Origin of the sequence: Paenibacillus chungangensis (assembly GCF_042675905.1) — a bacterium.
GTDB lineage: Bacteria > Bacillota > Bacilli > Paenibacillales > Paenibacillaceae > Pristimantibacillus > Pristimantibacillus chungangensis.
Window position 1 is genome coordinate 289,082 of the sequence record NZ_JBHTJZ010000011.1, and the last position, 20,572, is coordinate 309,653.

Consider the following 20,572-nt stretch of genomic DNA (forward strand, 5'->3'; position numbering starts at 1 on the left):
CCACACACCTCCGTTAAAGACAAGAACGCTCATGAAACGGGAGGGAATACTCTAATACTCCCCCCCGTCATACCTTGTTTACTGATTTTGCAAAGTTTTCTCATACCATGCATTGATTTCTTCCGAAATATCGTTTCCTCCAAGTTTCTTCCAGCTTTCAGCATACTTATCAAAATCGGATATAGGTGATCCAACGATAATTTCTGTGAACGTTTCATCCGTCAATTTATCGAGAGAAGCGCCCTTTTCAATCTGTGTCGGCGTCGGCGAGCCGGCAAATTCATTGAATATGACGGGCATTTCCTTTATTTTTTGAGTCAGTCCCCAGCCTCCGTTTTCATCTACACGACTCGTATACATGCCCCAGTGGCTTTGATCGCCTTCCAGATATTTTTTGGCTTTCTCATATAGACTTAAGTGCTGAGGATCAAGCGTATCTGTCTTCCCCGTTTTTAATGCTTCGTTGACCGTCGTATAGCCGTCGGCAATATCTGTCGGATTATAGAAGCGCGGCTGATACCAGGTATATACGAATCCATTCTCCGGCTTGTTAATATCTTTATATTCCGGATTTTGCATTTCCAGATAGAAGTTCGCCATCTTTACCATGGCCTCAGGGTTTTTCATATCTTTATTAGCCACTGCCACCGAGCTGAGCCTCATTTTTGGAATCATGGGAACACCCGGCTTGCCATCGTATGAAGGGAGCACATAAGCTTGCCAATCCGCCTTCGGATCTTTGTCCCGATTCAAATTAAGCGGCCATTCCGGGTACCACCATTCGCCGAAAGCGATGCCAACTTTGCCTGCTACTACGTCTTCCACTACTTTATTGATATCTTTATAAGCGAACTCTTTATCCAGAATGCCTTTCTGGTACCAGGACTGTAGCTTTTCTAGCGCTTTTCTCGTCTCCGGCTGGATTTCGCCAGCAATTAGCTTGCCATCGGGGCCCTTAATCCATGCTTTCGGGTATGCGCCCATTGTATGGAACAACCCTCTAGCGTCGAAGCCCCAAGTGATCAAATCTTTATTTATGGCAATACCCACTGTATCATCCTTGCCGTTGTTGTCCGGGTCTTGCTTCACGAAGGCTTCTGCCACCATCTCCAGCTCTTCCAATGTTTGCGGCACTTCCAAATTCAATTGCGTCAGCCAGTCTTGGCGAATCCACAATATTTGCGTTGATAAATACGGATCTTCAAAGTTCGGCAGACCCAATATTTTCCCATTTTCATCTTTGAACAAGTTAAGCGTAGCGCCCCCATCTTGCTCGACATATTGTCTCAATCGAGGAGATGCGTAATTATTGTAAGCATCCGTCAAGTCCGCAAGTATACCGTCTTCCTTGAACTTTTCGAAGTCAGTGATGCCGATCGCCATCACATCAGGCAAATCACCAGACGCGACGGACAACGAAAACTTCTGCTCGAATTGGTCCGAAGGGACAGTCCATAAATATTTAATATCGATATTAAGCATTTCTTTTAATTTCGTGACATAACCGTTCGTTTCCGGTGTAATGGATTTTGGTGTTTTTCCGTCTTGTGGCGGAGAGAATCCCATTACTTGCGTTACCGTAATCGTCTCGGGATATTTACCGAGCGGATCAACCGGCTCGTTCGATACAGCAGGTGTGTCGTTCGTATTTTGATCGGTAGTCGGCTTATTTTCTTTGCCCGATGCGTTGTTGCTTTCCGGTTTGTTCTGCTCCGAACAGGCCGATGCGAATAACGTCAATAAGGCCAGGAGTGCTGCCACAAGGATGGCTCCATACTTACGGTTCATTTATTTTTCCCCCTATTAACAAGTGTGTAGGTCCCTACACATTTCATTCTAAAATCAAGTAAAAGCGCTTACAATCTCTTTATTTTTACATTCTTTTATTTGGTTTACTTCATCGCCGTTTCATCCATTCGCTCCCTGAATTCCTGAGGCGTCATGCCCGTCATTTTCTTGAAAAAGATCGAAAAGTACGAAGGCGAAGTAAACCCAAGCAGACTTGAAATCGCTTGAACTCTCATGGAAGCGTCCTTGAGCATAGACTGAGCCGCCTTTAACTTAGCCTCATGTATATAATTCATGACATTCCGTCCTGTCTTTTGCTTATAGAACCGCGAGAAATACGACGGGTTCATGTAAACGACATCCGCAAGCCTGATCAAAGAGAGATCATTACCAAGATTGTCGTCAATAAACCGATGAACCTTTTCAATCGATTCATGTGTATGATTTCCTTGCTGATGCTGGGCTTGCGTACAAATCAACCGCCCTAACGCAATATAATAACGTTCCTCTTCTCTCCAATCCTCCGGCATATCTGTACGAAATAAATGGGATAAACCGATATCGTCGCTCTCTTTCAACGATAATTCCAGCTCTATTGCCCGTGACATATAAAGAAGCCGCACATGTAAATATTTACGCATGCCGTCTGCATAACTGGACGTCATATCCTGACGGATAAATTGAAACAACCTGCTGCATAATCGCTGTACATCGTCTTCCTCGCTATCACGAAAGGCCAACTCCAGTCGATGGAGCAGCCGTTCATAATGCTCGCTGTCCGTCAACCGCTTCATCGTAGGATTGAACAAGCTGGGATTAGCGGCCACACTTAAATCGATGATTGTCATATCCGGAGCAATCCAATTCCTCATCTCCATGAAGGATTTAATAAATTCATACTCGTCATGGGCCTCCTGCCAGTCAATTGCCCCCCTGGATAAATAAAAAGTGACCTCGACATCCCACTTTTCTTGGCAAGTATTTTGTACGAATTCAAGCATGCCTTTCAAATATTCCGCTATCGCTCTCCAATCCGTCCCGCTCGCTTCGTTCATCATTCGTCCGCTCGAAGCTGCGCTGGGCTGAATGAACCATACCAGATGGGATCGCTCATAGATGATTTCCTCTACGGATAATAAGCCGGATAGCTGTGATCGAAACATGTTTTGAATCGAAATATGTATATCCAGCTTTTTTGCGTAGGCCATCCCGCGAGGCCAGTTCCGGATATGGCCAAGCAGCAATAATACGGGCGCATTCATGTTAATGTCCATCGTTTCCTGGTCCAGTAGAGCAGTCGATGCCAGTCCTTCCGAAGGTTCACCGGCCAATATGCCTTCGAAGCATTGCTTGCGAACATACGGCTGGTATGTCTCCAATGTATCCATCGCTTTTTCCAGCATGTGCAGATTGCGCTTCTCCTCATCCAGCTTGCGAATGACAGCTTCCACGGCTTCTAACAAGACCTGATCGTCTTCATCCTTTAATAGATAGTTCTCCACGTTTTTCTGAAATGCGCTATACGCATAATCAAAATCACTGTATCCTGTCAAAAAGATAATTTTGCAAGTCGGCCAATACACGACCAGCTCATCAATTAATTGAAAGCCGTTTTTTTCAGGCATTCGAATATCGCTAAGAACGATATCCAGCTTCATTTTTTTGGCAACTTCAATGGCTTCTTGCGCAGAAGAAGCTTGCCACACATCAAGCTCCAGTTTATCGTATTCTTCGAATAACTGAGCTAAACCCTCTACGATTGCCGGTTCATCGTCGACAATAAGCAATCTATACATCCATATCCCCCCCATGAATATCCATGACCATCTCTACTCGCAATCCGCCGAGCACACTTCTCGATACAAAAATGCCGCTTCTGCGACCGTATTTTAAGCGAATTCTTTGATTCACATTCAGCAAACCTGTTTTTTCCTTCCATGCCCCAGGATCTGATAATTGCTTTTGTAAATGAGCAATTGCTTCATCCTTCAGTTCCGCTCCACTATCTTCTACCGAAATATGAAGATGCTCATCATAATGAATTCGAATGTGCAATGTACCGCCCTTCGAGCTATGCTCGAAGGCATGTTCGAACGCATTTTCAATGACTGGTTGAATCATCAGGCGCGGAACCGCGATATGGCGCAGATGCTCCGGTAGTTCATCGCAATCTATCTCGATCCGGTTGGAGAAGCGAATCCGTTGAATGGCGCAATAATCAAGAGCATTCTGGTATTCCATATGCAATTGCACCTGGTCGGAGCCGCTTCTGGTAATAAACCGATAATAACTGGCCAATTTCTGAGCCAAGGTCGCCGCATTGTCATGATGCCCTGACTTACTTAGCCGATATATATTATAGAAACCGTTGTACAAGAAGTGCGGATTGATTTGCGATTGCAGATGCTTGAGCTCAAACGCCTGAAGTGCAATTTTCTGCTCATAATTTTGCTGTATAGATGTTTTAAGTTTTTCAAGCATCTTGCCATAGCTTTCATACAGATAATCAAATTCGTTATTGTTTCTTGGCGAGCTTGATGCATGGAGATAATCAATTTCCGTCCTTCTAAACGATTGCACTAGTTTATTCAGCGGAATATGAATCATACGATTGACTGAAAAGGCAAATATAACGATGACAACGACCGATACGATCGATAACATCAAAAACCAAAAGCTGTACTTTTTTAGCGGCCCTGTCACTTCCTCTTCGGATATGTATGTGCACAGTGTCCAGCCAAATACTTGAAGCTTGGTTGCCGTTGCTATATAGGTCTGGCCATTATCATGGACAGACAGGTATTCCGGAATACTATTGGAGTGAGAAGCATGGATGCCATCGGAGAGCGCTTCCATTAACGACATCTTTTCCTTGTCATATATAATTGGCAATGACGTTTCATTAGCAAAAATAGCCGCTCCCGTATGGGCATTTTGATTGACAAGCTGCTCCAGCATCTGTTTCAAACGGAGGGTAGATAATTCAATATATGAGATTATATTTTCGTTATTGGAGGAACGAAGCAAGATCATTTTCTCTTCGGAATAATAGATCGCTTTATTCAACGTACTGCCCGCCATATCCAGAATTTCGTCCCATTCCCTATTCGGCAAAGCGGCAACATAGCTGCCGGTTGAAATCGTTTTACCATAAGAGCGGATATATACACCAACGTTGGCGATCAACGGGCTCGCGTTTTGTATCGTGAGAAGCTGTTCATTAATATTTTTCACAAGCCGTATTTCTTCAGCCGTAGCAAGTGAATCAGATTGAAATCCAAGCTTCTGCAGGTCCGAATCATTTAATAGTTCCAATTGTCGAATACGGACGAATTCGAATTGATTTTCCAGTTGTTTGGAGTAAAAGGTGGCATTGGAAATCGTTGAATCGATGATTTGCTCTTTTGCATAAGAGAAGCTCAAGTAGTTCATCCCCATGTTTATCCCATACACCGGAATAATAAGGGCAAAAAAAACAATAATAATTTTATGATATACGAATACACTTCTTTGATTGAGCTTCATCTCACGCCATCCCACCCATTCCATAAAATGACTTCCCTTGCCCATGTCAGTCGAAAATCCTTACTATTATAGCAAAAAGCCGAACGGTGTTCAGGAAAATTTCCTGAGCGCCATTCGGCTTATTCTCATAGTTGATCTGCGATTAGGAGTCATGCTGTACCGGCTGCACCGCATCCTGCAGCGCAAGTTCAAGCTCCTCCGTATAATTCCGCTTCTGTTCATCGTTCCACTGGAATTCCTGAGCCATGATTGCAATGACAGGCTCCTTCCACTTGCGCACCTCTTCGATACGGAAGAACAGATCGCCCGTGCGGCGGATGAAGAAGTCAACCGGCTTCGTAGTCATCTCCTCATCGATCGCATAACGCAGTTGCACGGCGACCTCTGGCGGCAGGCCGTAAGTCTGTCCCATCGTATGCGCCTGTTCAGCCAGCCCATACAGGTTATCTACATTCGCGCCGTATCGACCGGCAAGCAGATGAGCCGCATCAGCTGAGAAGCCGTGCTTAACGCCTTCCTGCGTCTTGCGCTGTATGAATCCTTTCAGTTCCTTCGATCCGCCCACATCGCCGCCGGATATCGGCATATTCTTCGTACGGCTTGCCCCGATCAAGGATGGCGCTCCGTCCGCCTTCAGCAGCTCCAGCACCTTGTCGATGACGGACTCCGCCATCTTCCGGTATCCCGTCAGCTTGCCGCCCGCAATGCTGATCAGACCGGAATCCGATACGAATATCTCATCACGGCGCGAGATCTCCGACGGCGACTTGCCTTCTTGCTGAATAAGCGGCCTGAGTCCCGCCCAGCTGGATTCCACGTCGGCCCCTGTCAGACCGAGCGACGGGAACATGAAGTTCGCCGCCTTGAGCAAGTAATCGCGGTCTCCCTGCGTCATGACCGGCCTTGCTGTATCTGCCGTGTAATTCGTATCCGTCGTGCCGAAGTAGGTCTTGCCTTCGCGAGGGATGGCGAATACCATGCGGCCGTCCGGCGTATCGAAGTAGACCGCCTGGCGCAGCGGGAACCGCCCGCCGTCGAAGACGAGGTGAACGCCCTTCGTCAGCCGCAGCGTCTTGCCGCGCTTCGAGCCGTCCATTTCCCGTATGTTATCCACCCATGGTCCCGTCGCATTGATCACCTTGGCCGCCTTGATCTGGTGCAGCTTGCCCGTCATCAGATTGCGCACGACCGCTCCGACGACCTTGCCCGAGCTATTGTACAACAGCTCTTCCACCTTGCTGTAGTTCACGGCAAGCGCACCCATCTCTGCCGCGCGCTTCATCACCTCAATCGTCAGCCGCGCATCATCCGTACGGTATTCGACATAGTAACCGCCGCCCTTCATGCCGTCCTTCTTCAGCAATGGCTCCTTGCGCAGCGTCTCCTCCGCACTCAGCATCTTGCGCCGCTCGCTGCGCTTCACGCCGGCAAGAAAGTCATAGACGCGCAGTCCTATGGAAGTGGAGAACTTGCCGAACGTGCCGCCTGTATATAGAGGAAGCAGCATCCATTCTGGCGTCGTCACATGAGGGCCGTTCTCGTAGACAATCTCCCGCTCCTTGCCTACCTCCGCGACGACGCCGATCTCCAGTTGCTTTAAGTAGCGCAAGCCCCCATGGACCAGCTTCGTAGAGCGACTGGACGTGCCCGCGGCGAAGTCCTGCATCTCCACCAGTCCGGCTTTCATCCCGCGCGAAGCTGCATCCAGCGCAATTCCCGCTCCTGTAATACCGCCGCCTATAATTAACACATCCAGCTCCGCCTGCTCCATCGCCTCCAGCATTGCCGTCCGATGATGCGCCCCGAATTTGATCATTTCGCTTTGTTTTGTCATAACAATATGCTTCCCTTCTCTGCCGATAGATTATGAGAGCAACAAAAAAGGAGAAACCACTCCAGCCGCTTCTCCCCCTCGACATCGAGGATAGAAGCGGCTTTCGTGGTTTCTCCCAATCTCCAACCTGTATTAACTTAGGATCAGTATATCATACCTGCTCTGCAAAAGCCATGGCTGCTTTCACCGCACGCTGCCAGCCGCGATACAACTCCTCCCGGTGCGCCTCCTCCATCGTCGGGCGGAATATCCGATCGATGCCGCGAAGCTTCGACAGCTCCTCGCAGTCTTGCCAGAAGCCGACCGCGAGCCCCGCCAGGAATGCGGCGCCAAGCGCCGTCGATTCATTAGAGCCAGGCCGCTCCACCGGAACGCCGAGCAGATCGCTCTGGAATTGCATGAGCAGATTGTTGGCTACCGCGCCCCCGTCCACGGCGAGCGACGACAGCTTCAAGCCAGATTCCTGCTCCATGACCGCCAGCACATCTCTGCTCTGATAGGCAAGCGATTCCAGCACAGCGCGGACGAAGTGAGACTTCGACGTACCGCGGGTCAGACCGAATACCGAGCCGCGAACATCGCTGTTCCAATACGGTGTTCCCAATCCCACGAACGCCGGCACGACATAGACGCCCTCGGTGGACTCCACCTGCTTCGCAAGCGCTTCCGTCTCGGACGCCGACTGTATCATCTCCAGCCCGTCCCGCAGCCACTGAATCGCTGCACCGGCAACGAAGATGCTGCCCTCCAGCGCATATTCCAGCTTCCCATTCACTTCCCAGGCGATCGTCGTAAGCAAGCCACGCTCCGACAAGATCGCCTTCTCTCCCGTGTTCATCAACATGAAGCAGCCCGTGCCGTACGTATTCTTCGTGGCGCCTTCCGCGAATGCCGTCTGACCGAACAAGGCGGCTTGCTGGTCGCCGGCTGCACCGGCTATGGGAATAGCCCGGCCAAGCAGCGATGATTCAAGCTCCCCGTAGATCTCGGAAGAGGCCCGTACTTCCGGCAGCATCACCCGCGGCACCTGCAGGATGCGCAGCAGCTCATCGTCCCATGCCCGGTTATGAATGTTGAACATCAGCGTGCGGGAAGCGTTGGACACATCCGACATATGCACTTTGCCGCCAGTCATATTCCAGATGAGCCAAGTCTCGATCGTACCGAACAACAGCTCCCCCGCCATTGCCCGCTCTCTGGCTCCCTCCACATGATCCAGAATCCAGCTTACCTTCGTGCCGGAGAAGTAGGCATCGATCAGCAGCCCCGTTCGCGCATGGAATTCCGCTGCGTGGCCTTCCGCCTTCAGCCGCTCGCATATGTCCGCCGTCTGACGGGACTGCCATACGATCGCTTGATGGATAGGACGGCCCGTCGCCTTGTCCCAGACGACCGTCGTCTCCCGCTGATTCGTAATGCCGATGCCCGCGATCGCTTCCGCCGATACGCCGGCCTGCTCCAGCACTCCGCGCATGACGCGCTGCGCCGATGCCCAGATGAATTCTGCATCCGCTTCCACCGCTCCCGGCTCCGGATACTGCAGCGGCAGCTCTTCCTGCCAGATTGCTGCGATGGTTCCGCTTTCATCGACGAGCAATGCTCTTGTGCTGGTCGTTCCCTGATCCAGCGCCATCATATAACGCTTCATTTCGCTCTTCCTCCTGTGAAAACGACATCTGTCACATCAAAGCTCCATATACAACATAAATCAAAATGATAGCGACTTGCAACATTGGGAGCGAACAATTGCGATCAGCCTAAGCCCAACATTTGAGGTAGCCACAAGAAGCTTTGCGGAACGAATGTGACGAGTACCAGAATAATGAATATGGCGGCTAAATATGGAACAGATGCTCTGAATACGCGTTGAACAGGAATTTGCGCAATAGAACTGGATACAAATGTACATAAGCCAACTGGTGGAGTAATGAGTCCGATAGCCAGCGCCAAGCATGTAAATATGCCAAAATGCAGAGGGTCGATGCCATAGACATTGGCCAGTGGAGCGAATACCGGTACAAGCATGACAATGGCTGCCGCTTGTTCGATGAATAGGCCAATAAGCAGATAGAGCAATATCATCAATAATAAAAATACCGCGCCGCTGCTTGTGATGCTTTGGAACCAGTTGCTGATCTGAGCAGGTATCCCTTCCATCGTCAACCACCAGATCGCGACATTGCCTATCGCTATCATGATCATGACGATTGCACTAATCCCTATCGTCCTAACCATGGCATCATATACGGCCTTAACCGTTAATTCCTTGGTGACGAAAAAACCGATTAAAAGAGCATATAAAACGCCGATACATCCCGCTTCCGTCGGTGAAGCAACGCCTCCCACTATACCCGCCACCATAATAATGGGAAGTACGGCCGCAATTGAAAACCGTCTGATGATGGCAAACACTTCTTTGAGCGTATACCTCTTGCTGTCGGCAGGATACTTCTTCTTCCTGGTCAGAAAAAAAGTGACAATCATCATGGAAAGACCCAGTAAAATTCCCGGCACGATCCCTGCCATGAACATGCCGGCTACCGACACATTGCCGGCCGCAAAAACATAAATCAGCATCGGCAAGCTCGGCGGAATGACAGGACCGACGATTGAACTGCTCGCCGTAATAGCAGCAGCCGTATCGGGATCATTGTATTCTTTCGCCGTCGGCTTAATCATCATCGAGCCAATCGCGCTTGTATCCGCCACGGCGGAGCCGTTAATACCGCCGAAGAACATACTAACCAGTATGTTGATATAAAGAAGTCCTCCACGAACCCGACCAACCAACAATCTCGCAAAATCCATTAATCGAATCAATATGCCTGACCCGCCCATTAATTCACCGGCCAATATGAATAACGGAATAGCGACTAGTGTAAATTTATCCAACCCCGTCCACATGCGCTGGGCAAATAAATCCAAAGGCTGATCGGTGATGATGAAAACACTTAACGTGGATAGTCCCAGCGCAAACGCAATGGGTAAGCTATATGCAATGAGAGCAAGAAACAGAACAATATAAATGAGAAGCGCGCTCATAAGTCTCCTCCCAACATCTGGCCGATCATTCGTAAATTAATCTGAATACATGCATATATCGCGCCAACCGACACGGAGAGATAAGGGATCATCATGCTGATTCCGAATACGAACGGATCGTAGCTATCTCTTCCATCCATCGCATATTGAAACCCGTAATAAGCAATGATCAGTAGAAATACGGATAACAACACATGGATGCATCCTTGAACGAATTTACGCGCCGCCCCTTTAAGCTTAGTGACAAGCATATCTACAGCAATATGCTCGCCTGAACGAAGCGCAAGCCCCATCCCTAGAAATGCCATCCACATCAGCATGTATTTCGCTAACGCATCCGCAAAGTTTAGCGGATAAAAAATGATCCAACGAGTAAATACGGAAGCCGATATCGTCAGCACGATTCCTGCTAACAGCAGTACTGTGATGACTTGAACCGTCTTGAACAGAACATGATCGGCTTTCATCACTACCCGTGCGATATGCGCTTTGTTCATTGAAATCCCTCCCAGCTTGAATGGAAAGGGCATGACAGATGCATGCCCCCCATTAGTGCATCATCGCTAGCTAGTTAATAGAATAACCCCAGCCTGATCCATCAACATTTTCGATTTCACTTAGAATCAAATCCAGCTTGTCTTGCGGAATACCCTTTTGCCCGACAAATTCGGACCAAACCTTTTCTTTCGTCACATCTTTCATCCTGCTTTGTTCTTCATCTGGCAATGCGTATACTTCGACACCAGCTTCGGTCATTTTTTGAATATTCTCCGTAATGTAATCGCTTAGAAAATCGACATGCCATTCCTGTGCCTCTTGAATCGATTCGCTTAGAATTTGACGAATATCTTCCGGTAATTCAGCCCATTTATCTTTATTGACAACCGTTACTAGCGAATACCATTGAAAGTTTAAATCAAGCAAATATTTAATGAGACCGCCTTCATGAAATTGACCGGAATAAAAGCTTGCGTACGGAACCGTCAACCCGTCAACCATACCTAACCGGACAGCTTCCGGAGTCTCAGGCCAGTCCACGGTAACCCCTTTGGCTCCCCAAGCTTCCTGAGCGGCAATTTCCAAAGGAGAGCGGGAGGCACGTAATTTCAACCCTTCAAAGTCCTCCAATTTGGAAATTTTCTTTTTTGAGGTGCCGACTTCCCTTGGACCGCCGATCTCAAAAGAAGCAAACCAGGACAAATTAGACTCCGCCAACTCACTGTTCACTCTGTCTTTAATTTTCTCGCTGCGGAATGCCGCAAGCGCTTGCTCGCGGGAGTCGAACAAAAACGGTAAGTGGAATATTTCAAATGCCGGCGTGATCGACGCCAAATTCGCAAACGAATCGGAAGCCATGTCAATATTCCCGTTTTTCACGGCTTCAAATGTCTCGACTCCGGAGCCAAGCTGACCGCCGTGGAGAACTTCCACCTTGATTCGACCATCCGACTTTTCCGCCGCAATCTCTGCAAACTTATCCAGACCATATGCTGTGACATCACTGGCAGATAGCACGTTGGCGACTTTAAACTCGTATGTCTCTTTCTCTCCGCCATCGCTAGTCTTGCCAGATGGAGCGTCGCTTCCCCCGCAAGCCCCCAGCACTGTCACCATCGCCGTCGCAACTAAGCCAACAAACCACTTTTTCATACAACCATCCCCTTTTTAATAGAATTAATCTTCTTCCCAGAAAGCTTTGCCCGATTGGGCCATGAGCTCGAGAATTTTTTCCCGCGGAATGACACCGCACCTTATCGCCCAGGATTCGTACTCCTCGCTCATTGCTTGTACCAGATCAGGATATTGATCCGCCAGATCATTCGTCTCCGATCGATCCTTCCTCATATCATAGAGCTCCCAGTTCCCCGGATACTGCTTCACAAGTTTCCAACGGCCGGCGCGGACCGACGCGTTCCCTTCATGCTCGGTGCAAAACATCGGCCTCTCCTTCTGCTCTCCATTCAGAGCAGGATAGAAACTGACCCCTTCCATCGGCAATATGTCTCTTCCCTTATAGTGGCTAGGGTATTGTGCACCGGTCACTTCCACGATCGTAGCCATCACATCAGGAAGATGCGCTTCCGTGTGCTGGATGGCTCCCTTGTCTCTTATGCCATCAGGCCAATGTACGATGAATGGCGTGGATACTCCGCCTTCGTGCGTCCAATGCTTGTACAGGCGAAATGGTGTGTTCGAGAGATTCGCCCATCCAGTGCCATAACTTTGATAGGTGTCTTCTCCCCCTGGCATAATATGGGGCTGGTTGCCGAATCTTACCGGTTCTCCTTTTCGAGTAGTCATCTGTGCGATCATCAGTTGATGCACCAGATCTTCGGGAGATACATGCGGCGGAATGTCTTCTGCACAAGCGCCGTTATCTGACAAAAACATAATAATCGTATTGTCCAGTTGCTTCGTCTTTTCCAGCGTATGGATAATACGGCCTATGCCTTGATCCATGCGGTCGATTTGAGCGGCATATACTTCCATGCAACGCGCTAGCCACTCTTTATTTTCTACATCTTCCCAATCAGTCACATTCACATCTCGCTCAGTCAATAACCAGGTTGGGTCTATTAAATTCATCTTGACCATTCGTTCAAGGCGCTCTTCACGCAGCTTGTCCCAGCCTTTATCGAAGCGCCCCTTATACTTGGCTATATCTTCTTCATGCGCATGCAATGGCCAGTGCGGCGCCGTATAAGCGACATATTGGAAGAACGGCTTGTCCGGATGTTGCTCACTATGCTGTTCAATGAAGCGGGCGGCTTGATCACTGATTGCGTCCGTATAGAAGAAGTTGTCGTCTTCGATTGCTTCATGCTCGATGTTTTCATTGCCCCGCGTGAGCGTATTGGGATGGTAGAAGCTCCCTGCCCCGATAATCGTGCCGTAGAACTCATCGAATCCGCGTTGAAGCGGCCAGGAATCACTCGGCTCTGTCAAGCTTTTGGATACATGCCACTTGCCGCTCAAATAAGTTCGGTAATTTTGCTCTTTCAACACTTCAGCAATCGTAACGCAACGATCATTCAAGTCGCCGGCATACCCTTCAGGGCCATTATCATACGTCAATATGCCAATACCCGTCTGATGAGGATGAAGTCCTGTCAACAATGAAGCACGGGACGGACTGCACCGCGGCGTATTATAAAATTGAGTGAAGCGGTTTCCATTCTGGGCCAGCTTGTCCAAATTGGGAGTTTGTATTTCCCCTCCGTAACAACCAAGGTCAGAATAGCCCATATCATCATTCATGATTAACAAGATGTTCGGTTTTTGATTCATACGTATGATGTTCTCCTCTCAAGTACGGTTACTGCTTAAAGCGTCTCATCAATTTGATTTCATATTGGTAGTAATCTGGATGGTACAACGCTTTCAAATATTCTACTGATTCGTTTTGTTGGGAATAAGAGATACGTTCAAGGTGTAACAGCGGATCGCCCAACTCGACACCCAGTATGTCCGCTTCTTCTTTCCCCGCTTTTACTGCACTGATTTTTTGATCCGCTTCCTTCAGAAAAATACCCAGTTCATCTTCGAAATACTTGTATATGGCAATCTTATTCAAGTCCTGTTGTTCCAGATCGATACCGATCTCCGGAGGGTAGTAAGCTTGTTCAATCGCTATTGGAATGCCATCGGCATGTCTGACTCTCTTCAGCTCCCATACCGCTCTCTGCTTCATTTGATCTCTGACTTCCTCAGGATGCTGATTCGTCATTCCTTTTCGCAATATATCGGCTCCAGGCTCAAATCCTGCTTCGCGAATCGATTCCGTAAATCCCATCAATCTCCCTACCCAGTTCTCCGGTCGATTGGTATTCAGATAGGTGCCGCGCCCCCTTTCCCGGATGAACATGCCTTCTTCAACCAAGGACTGCATAGCATTTCGAATCGTGACCCGACTAACCCCGAATCGCTCCACTAGTTCAGCTTCTGTCGGCATTTTTCCGTTCTCATCAACCAGTTCTTGATTTTCAACCTCTTTGCGAATAATTTCCCTCACTTGCAGGTGCAAGGGCACACCGCTTTCAAAATCCACTTTATTGACTGCTTCCGATTGATTAGACAGAACTATCACCCTCTTTTATTTGTAGTAACTTTAAAACTAAAGTTATATTGTTACTACATTAAATATTTGTATTAATATTAGTATTATGTCTGTCCCTTGTCAACAAAAACATTTAAAGCGATTACAATCATGATTCAACCGACTACGGGAATGACAAAAAAGGCCAAGCGCCTCAGAACGCCTAGCCTTCTAACTGTCTTCCATGGATGTACTATTGATGTACTATTGATGCACTATCGATCCGCCATGTATGGCGCTTGCCACAGACTTCTTCGGGACGTTGTAATTGCATTCGCACCCGCAGAAAGCGCATTCCGCACATGTTGTTCCGTACGGATTAATCCACCGGCAATGACCGGCACACCGCTGCGTTCCTTCACCTCAGCAATTATATCCGGCATAATGCCGGGCAGCACCTCGATATAATCCGGCTGCGTTTTCTCCAGCAGCTTATAGCTCCGCTCCAACGCATCGGAATCGATCAGGAACAGCCGCTGGATCGCGATCAGCCCGTTCTGCTTCGTCCTGGCGATGACGCTCGCCCGCGTCGAGATCAATCCCGCGGGACGAATCGACTGGCATAGATATTCCGCTGCGTACTCGTCATTTTTCAACCCGTCGATCAGATCCGCATGCAGCAGAACCTGCTTCCCGCTTCCCCGCGCTAGATCCACCATCGCCTGCAGTTGCCCCACATGTCCGCCCAGCAGCACCATGTAGGTATAAGGGGAGGCGAGTATCGCCTCCACATCCTTCCCCTTGCGCGCAGCAGGCAATATGCGCTGCTCATCCGGCAGAACCGGCATAGCCATCTCCTCCTACTATAGCGCTAACTGTCCACCGCTGCCAGACTTGCCGTCTCCTCATCCAGCAGCTTCTGCAGGAACGCCGGCAGTGAGAAGCAGCGGCGCAGCAGATCTTCATTCGCATAGATTGCATCCTTGTCGAACGTCAGCTCATCCGGATTCGGCAGCTCCTGCTTGGAACCGATTGTGAAGCTCCACAAGCCGCCGGGATACGTAGGCACAACAGCCGTGTAAAGCCCCAGATACGGGAACAGGCTGCCAATTCGTTCATAAGACTGCTTCATCACTTCCTGATGCAGAATCGGCGACTGGCTCTGGCAGACCATCAACCCGTCATCCTTCAGCGCGCTCTGCAGATTGTCATAGAAATCCAATTCGAACAGCATCTGTGCCGGTCCTACAGGATCGGAGGAATCCACAATAATGACATCGTATTCCTCACACTTATCCTGCACGAACTTCACGCCGTCCGTATAATGATAACGAATGCGGTTGTCCGACAGGTTGCCGGATACCTCCGGCATATATTGCTTGGACGCGCGAACGACGGCTTCATCAATCTCCACCATATCGATCCGCTGCGCCTCCTCATATTTCACGACCTCCTTCGCCACGCCGCAATCTCCGCCGCCAATAATGAGGACAGATTCGGGACGCGAATGCACGGTCATTGGGACATGTGAGATCATTTCATTGTAAATATGCCCATCCATCGAAGTCGTCTGCACGACGCCGTCCAGCACCAGCATAGGGCCGAACTCGTGTGAGTCCAATATCATGACATGCTGATACGGGCTGTCTTCCTCGAATAATACATCCTTAATGCGATAACTAATCTTCAGATTGTCTCGTTCGTCCTCGGTCAGCCACAGTCCACCCTGTGAACGATGCAAGTACTTCGGCAACCGTTCCATTGTCAACCTCCCCCAAGTCTACGCATAATCCATACCATTGTACCAAAATCACGCCGGAACCGTTACCCCTTCACCAGCAAAGTTCGCAGCCGGTTCAGCGCACTAGCCAGCTCCTGGCCTCTCGGCAGCGCTAGATCACCGGGATGCTGCCCATAATGAGGGGATACCGCATCCAGCCCCTTCTCCTCGATCAGTGTGTACAACTTGTCCATCATGGATGGGATGCTGATATTGCCACCCGCATATCGTCCTGCCGCATAGTTCAGCATGCAGGCGATCGCCCTCGTCTGGCTGCTGTCCACCAGCTGCTCCACGGCAGTCAGATCAATCTCGCTCGTTCCGTACAGAATGCGATCCACCCCCTTCGCGTCTACCTTCTCTCTCCTGCCGCGGGTCGCATCGAAGCTGCCCGGCAGAATGACGCGCGAGGTCACGCTGCCGAAGCTGGCACCGCCCTCCGCTTCTCTCTGCGTATCGACCTCCGCCGCGATGGCGCGCGCTTCCTCCGTCACATTCGACGGCTTATACTCATCCATCATAATGACCGTATCGGCAATATGGAAGTAATCGCCCGATCCGCCCAGCACGAGCACGGTAGAGACGCCATGCTCTTCATAGAGCTGCCTGACCTTGTCGACGAACGGCGTGATCGGCTCCTTCCGCTTCGCCACCAACCGCTGCATACGCGCATCGCGGATCATGAAGTTGGTGGCGCTCGTATCCTCGTCGATCAACAGCGCCTTAGCCCCGGCCTCCAGCGCCTCCATAATGTTCGCTGCTTGAGAAGTACTGCCGCTGGCATCCTCGCTCGTGAAGCGGACGGTGTCCTTGCCGTGGGGCAGATTACGGATGAACGGCGAGATGTCGACCTTCCGAATGCTTCTTCCATCTTCCGCTCTGATCTTGCAGGCGTTGACATCCGCAATGACATACTCCCGTCCGTCGCCCGGCACATGATTGTACACGCCGCGTTCTATCGCCTTGAGCAGCGTGCTCTTGCCGTGATAGCCCCCGCCGACGATAAGCGTCACGCCTTGTCGAACCGCCATGCCGCGAATTGGCTCTCGATGCGGCAGCGGAATCTGCACCTCCAGCGACGGCGGTGAAGTGAACGGGATAACATCCCTCCCCTGAAGCGGCCGATTGCTCACGCCGCTCTCGCGCGGCAGCACCGCTCCGTTAGCGACGAAGGCGACGTAGCCTTGCTCACGCAGGAAGCTCCGAATCGCCTGCTGCTGGTCGGCAAGCTCCAGATGCGCTTGCATTCGCCCACGGTCATACGACCGCAGCGCCTTCAGCACGATGCCGGGCGCATGCTCGCACAGCAGCTTCGCCGCTTCATGACCCAGCACCGACCTTCCCGCAGCGGGCAGGCCGACGCTAAGCCGCACTTCGATGCCCTCCTTCGTGACGACAACTGCCGTCCGCTGCAGCACCTCTTGGCCCGGGGCATCGACAGCGATCAGACCGCTCTTCCCGTTCCCTCTCACCCGCACACTTGCCCTGCGTATTCCTTCAGCCACACTGCGCGCGAAGAAGTCCTCTGCCGCAATCCGCCGCCATGGTGTGGTGAGCCAGCCCGCTTCCGCTTCCCCCTTGAAGGCAACCCTGATTCGAGATGGGGAAGCGAATGGATCGCCTTGCACATAATCGATATGAAGCGTATAGTCAGGCCCCTTGTATGTACCGGCAATATCCTTGTAGGCTTTGTAGCCGCGTCCGTTGATGCGATGTAGCATTTGTGTTAACTTATCCATCTCCATCTGACCCACTCTCTATATATCGTATAATCATATTATTAGCACAACGATATATAGCGAACAAGGGAGAGCGAACCCTCCTTCTACAGAGAGAGAACTGCTTGGCCCGGGAATGGGAGGACATCTGAGTTGAAACGAATATGCATCTATGCGGGATCGAACAGCGGTGTATCGCCTCGATATGGCGAGACAGCGGAACAATTGGGGAAAGTAATGGCCGAGCGGGGCATAGTTCTTGTCTACGGAGGATCGAAGTACGGCCTTCGAGCGTCCAGAGCTGGACAATAAGTGGCAGAACTAAGACTGAGGGACCCGGGCGCATCGCATGCGCTCGGGTCCCTATTTGCGTTTTGACCAATTGCCTTAATCTTTCAAAGCCTGAACCGGCGTAAGCTCATCCAGATACAGCACATTGGCCAGCTTGGATTTGTTCGTCTCCGATACCGTGGAGGCGAAGCCGAAGCTCAGCTGCGCTTTATGCGGATGGCGCATATCCGGAATACTGATCGCCATTCCCTCCGGTTCACGGAAGAGAATATCGCTGCTTCCGGTAATCCGTTCCCGCTGCACAACCTCTCCCGTATTCAGATCCACCGAGGTGATATACGTATTGCCCAGAGGCACAGTCGAGCCGTTCGAACCGTAGGCATTGCCTTCCAGCACATACAAGTATCCGCCGTATGAAGCGAAGCCTTGGAATGTACCCATCGAAGGCTGAGGCACGTCGGCTATTGGTGTAAAGCTGTCATTGGCGATATCCTCCAGACGATATACGCCGAACCGGAACGTGCCGTTCTCCCGATAGCGCATCGTGAGAAGGCCATGCGCCTGATCGATCGTGACGGTGGTGCGGTCCACGCCTTGCTTCAGTCTGAACTTCTCAAGCTGCGGCGAGCCGGGATCATATATGGCGCCGTTGTCGAATGCAAAGCGGGCCAGCTGCGTCCCCCATCCATCCTTTCCCTCTGTGACGGAATCACTCTCCGTCCACAAGTACGTACGACCATCCTCGGTCGATTCGACGCCGATCTGTACACCATGACCAAACCCTCTCAGGAACATATGACCGAGCTCATTGCCCGCCAGATCCAGCTGTGTCAGCGTCAGATCGCCGTTCCTCGCCCGAACGGAGCCGCTGACAGGTGCCGGCTCGTCAGGCAGCTGCTGACCTCCCGCCATCAATTGAACGATATAGACATGTCCGTTCACATTATCGAAGGCAAGGGACTGCATGACAGTATTGTTATGAAGCGCTTTGCCCCTCATAAGCTCCGAAGTGCCGCCGGCGAGATTGAATACTTTGGAGTGCAGCACATCCCGCTCCGCCGTTGCCTGAGATGCGCTTGATGAGAGCAGACACCACATCAGCAGAAGCAATAACACCGTCATCCAAGACGCCTTATACTTGCTCTTATGCCCTTGTTGCCCCCTCGCTGCAGAATCAATCATACCGAAACACCTCCATTGTGATAGACCGCATTATTCATCATTCATTTTATACTGAAATATCTTCCTTCTTCCTGGCCGCTGAGGCCAGGGAGCTCTTGTACTTGCGCCTCTCCATCCAATTGCCCAATCTGGCCATCAAGGAAGCGACAATGACCGTAAATAGGACCATGGCGTAAAATCCAGCGCCGATTCCTATGCCGATGCCGCCAGCATATAAGATCATGGCCGCCGATGTCAGCCCCTTCACTTGAAGGCCGTCCTTCAATATGACGCCAGCGCCCAGAAAGCCAAGGCCGGATACAATCTGGGCCGTCAACCGCATCGGATCCATCATCGTATTGACATTGGCAGCGCTGAACTTCTCGACGCTGTAGATAGACACCAGCGTAATGAGCGTGCTCGCTACGCAGACGTACATATACGTCTTCAGTCCGGCCGGCTTGCTCTTGGCCTCGCGGTCCCAGCCGATGAGAAAGCCTAGAATAGCACTCAGAGTCACACGGATATAAATCTCGCCATGCTCCAACACATACTCTCCGATAAACTCGATCACATCATTCAATCATTCCGTTCCTCCCGTTCGACCCAGGCCACTCAATTGCAGGCGCGAATCAAGCAGCCGCCCAATCTCCAGAGCCGGAACAGGATGATTGCAGGTCATCATCGTTACTCCACAGCTTAATGCGTAATATACTTGCCGATCATCATCCGGACAATAACACCACGCTAGGAGACCGAGATGGCGCAGCTCATCCGCCAGTGACGGCGTAAGCTGCTTCATGCTGATACCTGCGGCCCACATCTTCGAATAAGTCCCATGCTCTCCCGGCACGAAGTTGAACATAGCCTCGCCGGGAAAGCCTTGCGTCTTCACGCCGTATTGATCATGGAGATGGGCAATGATGTTCGCATCAAAGCTCGTGAATACGCATCGGTCCAAATACCCGTAATTCTTCAGCATCGCAACAGCCGCATCAGCCGCCGCTTCGGCATCCGGAGCCGGCTTGATCTCCACGTTCAGCAGCAGCTCCGGCCAGGGAGCGATCAGCTCGCAGAGCTCCGAGAACTCTGGAATCCGAAGACCCGCGAATTCGCCGCCGAACCAGCTCCCCGCATCCAGCCCCCTTAGTTCCTCGCTCGTAAAGCTGCTTACCGGACCCGAACCGTCCGTCGTTCGGTCTACCGTCTCGTCATGAATGATCATCAGAACCTTGTCTTGAGACAAGCGCAGATCGAATTCCAGCATATGCACCCCAAGCTCCAGCGCCTTCTCGAATGCAAGCAGCGTATTCTCGGGATACGCTGACTTGTACCCCCGGTGCCCCGATACGACAATAGAAGGATCTTGTAGCAGTCGCTCTATCATTCATTCCTCA

General features: G+C 50.6%; 17 protein-coding genes. 1 reads left to right on the top strand and 16 read right to left on the bottom strand.

Annotated elements, in window-relative coordinates:
• Nucleotides 1-78 precede the first annotated feature (78 nt).
• The 13 genes from ACFQ2I_RS10925 to ACFQ2I_RS10985 all read right to left on the bottom strand — a co-directional run bounded on the left by ACFQ2I_RS10925 (nucleotide 79) and on the right by ACFQ2I_RS10985 (nucleotide 17,744).
• Nucleotides 79-1,788 (bottom strand): extracellular solute-binding protein, encoded by a 1,710-nt coding sequence (locus ACFQ2I_RS10925; protein WP_377564194.1) that lies wholly within the window; start codon nucleotides 1,786-1,788, stop codon nucleotides 79-81.
• A 104-nt stretch (nucleotides 1,789-1,892) separates the two neighbouring features.
• Entirely contained in the window at nucleotides 1,893-3,584 is a 1,692-nt protein-coding gene (locus ACFQ2I_RS10930; RefSeq protein WP_377564196.1) for a response regulator transcription factor, read from the bottom strand.
• Nucleotides 3,577-5,313 carry a sensor histidine kinase gene (locus ACFQ2I_RS10935; RefSeq protein WP_377564197.1) on the bottom strand — a complete coding sequence of 579 codons (1,737 nt, stop codon included), beginning with the start codon at nucleotides 5,311-5,313 and terminating at the stop codon, nucleotides 3,577-3,579. The genes ACFQ2I_RS10930 and ACFQ2I_RS10935 overlap by 8 nt, the downstream gene beginning before the upstream one ends.
• Nucleotides 5,314-5,455: 142 nt before the next feature.
• Nucleotides 5,456-7,147 (bottom strand): glycerol-3-phosphate dehydrogenase/oxidase, encoded by a 1,692-nt coding sequence (locus tag ACFQ2I_RS10940; RefSeq protein ID WP_377564198.1) that lies wholly within the window; start codon nucleotides 7,145-7,147, stop codon nucleotides 5,456-5,458.
• Between the two features lie 151 nt (nucleotides 7,148-7,298).
• Entirely contained in the window at nucleotides 7,299-8,795 is a 1,497-nt protein-coding gene (gene glpK, locus ACFQ2I_RS10945) for a glycerol kinase GlpK (RefSeq protein ID WP_377564199.1), read from the bottom strand.
• A 104-nt stretch (nucleotides 8,796-8,899) separates the two neighbouring features.
• Nucleotides 8,900-10,189: a TRAP transporter large permease gene (locus ACFQ2I_RS10950; protein WP_377564200.1), complete on the bottom strand. Its 1,290-nt coding sequence runs from the start codon at nucleotides 10,187-10,189 to the stop codon at nucleotides 8,900-8,902.
• Nucleotides 10,186-10,686: a TRAP transporter small permease gene (locus ACFQ2I_RS10955; RefSeq protein WP_377564201.1), complete on the bottom strand. Its 501-nt coding sequence runs from the start codon at nucleotides 10,684-10,686 to the stop codon at nucleotides 10,186-10,188. Before ACFQ2I_RS10955 ends, ACFQ2I_RS10950 begins: the two co-directional genes overlap by 4 nt.
• A gap of 70 nt (nucleotides 10,687-10,756) precedes the next feature.
• Nucleotides 10,757-11,839 carry a TRAP transporter substrate-binding protein gene (locus ACFQ2I_RS10960; protein WP_377564202.1) on the bottom strand — a complete coding sequence of 361 codons (1,083 nt, stop codon included), beginning with the start codon at nucleotides 11,837-11,839 and terminating at the stop codon, nucleotides 10,757-10,759.
• 24 nt (nucleotides 11,840-11,863) lie between these two features.
• Nucleotides 11,864-13,477 (bottom strand): arylsulfatase, encoded by a 1,614-nt coding sequence (locus ACFQ2I_RS10965; RefSeq protein WP_377564203.1) that lies wholly within the window; start codon nucleotides 13,475-13,477, stop codon nucleotides 11,864-11,866.
• Nucleotides 13,478-13,505: 28 nt separating this feature from the next.
• Nucleotides 13,506-14,276, bottom strand: a complete 771-nt coding sequence (locus ACFQ2I_RS10970; RefSeq protein WP_377564204.1) for a GntR family transcriptional regulator — start codon at nucleotides 14,274-14,276, stop codon at nucleotides 13,506-13,508.
• Between the two features lie 224 nt (nucleotides 14,277-14,500).
• The gene (locus tag ACFQ2I_RS10975; RefSeq protein WP_377564206.1) at nucleotides 14,501-15,073 is read right to left on the bottom strand and encodes a glycerol-3-phosphate responsive antiterminator; all 573 of its coding nucleotides are present in this window, start codon (nucleotides 15,071-15,073) and stop codon (nucleotides 14,501-14,503) included.
• A gap of 23 nt (nucleotides 15,074-15,096) precedes the next feature.
• Nucleotides 15,097-15,987 (bottom strand): polyamine aminopropyltransferase, encoded by an 891-nt coding sequence (speE, locus tag ACFQ2I_RS10980; protein ID WP_377564207.1) that lies wholly within the window; start codon nucleotides 15,985-15,987, stop codon nucleotides 15,097-15,099.
• A gap of 62 nt (nucleotides 15,988-16,049) precedes the next feature.
• On the bottom strand, nucleotides 16,050-17,744 hold the full coding sequence (locus ACFQ2I_RS10985; RefSeq protein ID WP_377564208.1) for an ABC-ATPase domain-containing protein: 1,695 nt from the start codon (nucleotides 17,742-17,744) through the stop codon (nucleotides 16,050-16,052).
• Nucleotides 17,745-17,876: 132 nt separating this feature from the next.
• Between ACFQ2I_RS10985 and ACFQ2I_RS10990 the strand changes: the two genes are divergently transcribed.
• Nucleotides 17,877-18,035, top strand: a complete 159-nt coding sequence (locus ACFQ2I_RS10990; RefSeq protein ID WP_377564209.1) for a hypothetical protein — start codon at nucleotides 17,877-17,879, stop codon at nucleotides 18,033-18,035.
• Between the two features lie 75 nt (nucleotides 18,036-18,110).
• On the opposite strand, the gene ACFQ2I_RS10995 is transcribed toward ACFQ2I_RS10990, so the two are convergent.
• The 3 genes from ACFQ2I_RS10995 to ACFQ2I_RS11005 are packed head-to-tail and all read right to left on the bottom strand — an operon-like array spanning nucleotide 18,111 to nucleotide 20,562.
• Nucleotides 18,111-19,196, bottom strand: coding sequence for a phage baseplate protein (locus tag ACFQ2I_RS10995; protein WP_377564210.1), 1,086 nt, complete (start codon nucleotides 19,194-19,196; stop codon nucleotides 18,111-18,113).
• Nucleotides 19,197-19,242: 46 nt separating this feature from the next.
• Nucleotides 19,243-19,749 carry an MgtC/SapB family protein gene (locus ACFQ2I_RS11000; protein ID WP_377564261.1) on the bottom strand — a complete coding sequence of 169 codons (507 nt, stop codon included), beginning with the start codon at nucleotides 19,747-19,749 and terminating at the stop codon, nucleotides 19,243-19,245.
• Between the two features lie 9 nt (nucleotides 19,750-19,758).
• Entirely contained in the window at nucleotides 19,759-20,562 is an 804-nt protein-coding gene (locus tag ACFQ2I_RS11005) for a glycerophosphodiester phosphodiesterase family protein (protein ID WP_377564212.1), read from the bottom strand.
• Between the last annotated feature and the right edge of the window lie 10 nt (nucleotides 20,563-20,572).

Bases quoted from the DNA above. Each gene is read 5' to 3' on its own strand.
- ACFQ2I_RS10935 (WP_377564197.1), bottom strand. From the start codon at position 5,313: ATGAAGCTCAATCAAAGAAGTGTATTCGTATATCATAAAATTATTATT.
- ACFQ2I_RS10995 (WP_377564210.1), bottom strand. From the start codon at position 19,196: ATGATTGATTCTGCAGCGAGGGGGCAACAAGGGCATAAGAGCAAGTAT.
- ACFQ2I_RS10975 (WP_377564206.1), bottom strand. From the start codon at position 15,073: ATGCCGGTTCTGCCGGATGAGCAGCGCATATTGCCTGCTGCGCGCAAG.
- ACFQ2I_RS10985 (WP_377564208.1), bottom strand. From the start codon at position 17,744: ATGGATAAGTTAACACAAATGCTACATCGCATCAACGGACGCGGCTAC.
- ACFQ2I_RS10950 (WP_377564200.1), bottom strand. From the start codon at position 10,189: ATGAGCGCGCTTCTCATTTATATTGTTCTGTTTCTTGCTCTCATTGCA.
- glpK (WP_377564199.1), bottom strand. From the start codon at position 8,795: ATGAAGCGTTATATGATGGCGCTGGATCAGGGAACGACCAGCACAAGA.
- ACFQ2I_RS10940 (WP_377564198.1), bottom strand. From the start codon at position 7,147: ATGACAAAACAAAGCGAAATGATCAAATTCGGGGCGCATCATCGGACG.
- ACFQ2I_RS11005 (WP_377564212.1), bottom strand. From the start codon at position 20,562: ATGATAGAGCGACTGCTACAAGATCCTTCTATTGTCGTATCGGGGCAC.
- ACFQ2I_RS10930 (WP_377564196.1), bottom strand. From the start codon at position 3,584: ATGTATAGATTGCTTATTGTCGACGATGAACCGGCAATCGTAGAGGGT.
- ACFQ2I_RS10925 (WP_377564194.1), bottom strand. From the start codon at position 1,788: ATGAACCGTAAGTATGGAGCCATCCTTGTGGCAGCACTCCTGGCCTTA.
- ACFQ2I_RS10955 (WP_377564201.1), bottom strand. From the start codon at position 10,686: ATGAACAAAGCGCATATCGCACGGGTAGTGATGAAAGCCGATCATGTT.
- ACFQ2I_RS10960 (WP_377564202.1), bottom strand. From the start codon at position 11,839: ATGAAAAAGTGGTTTGTTGGCTTAGTTGCGACGGCGATGGTGACAGTG.
- speE (WP_377564207.1), bottom strand. From the start codon at position 15,987: ATGGAACGGTTGCCGAAGTACTTGCATCGTTCACAGGGTGGACTGTGG.
- ACFQ2I_RS10965 (WP_377564203.1), bottom strand. From the start codon at position 13,477: ATGAATCAAAAACCGAACATCTTGTTAATCATGAATGATGATATGGGC.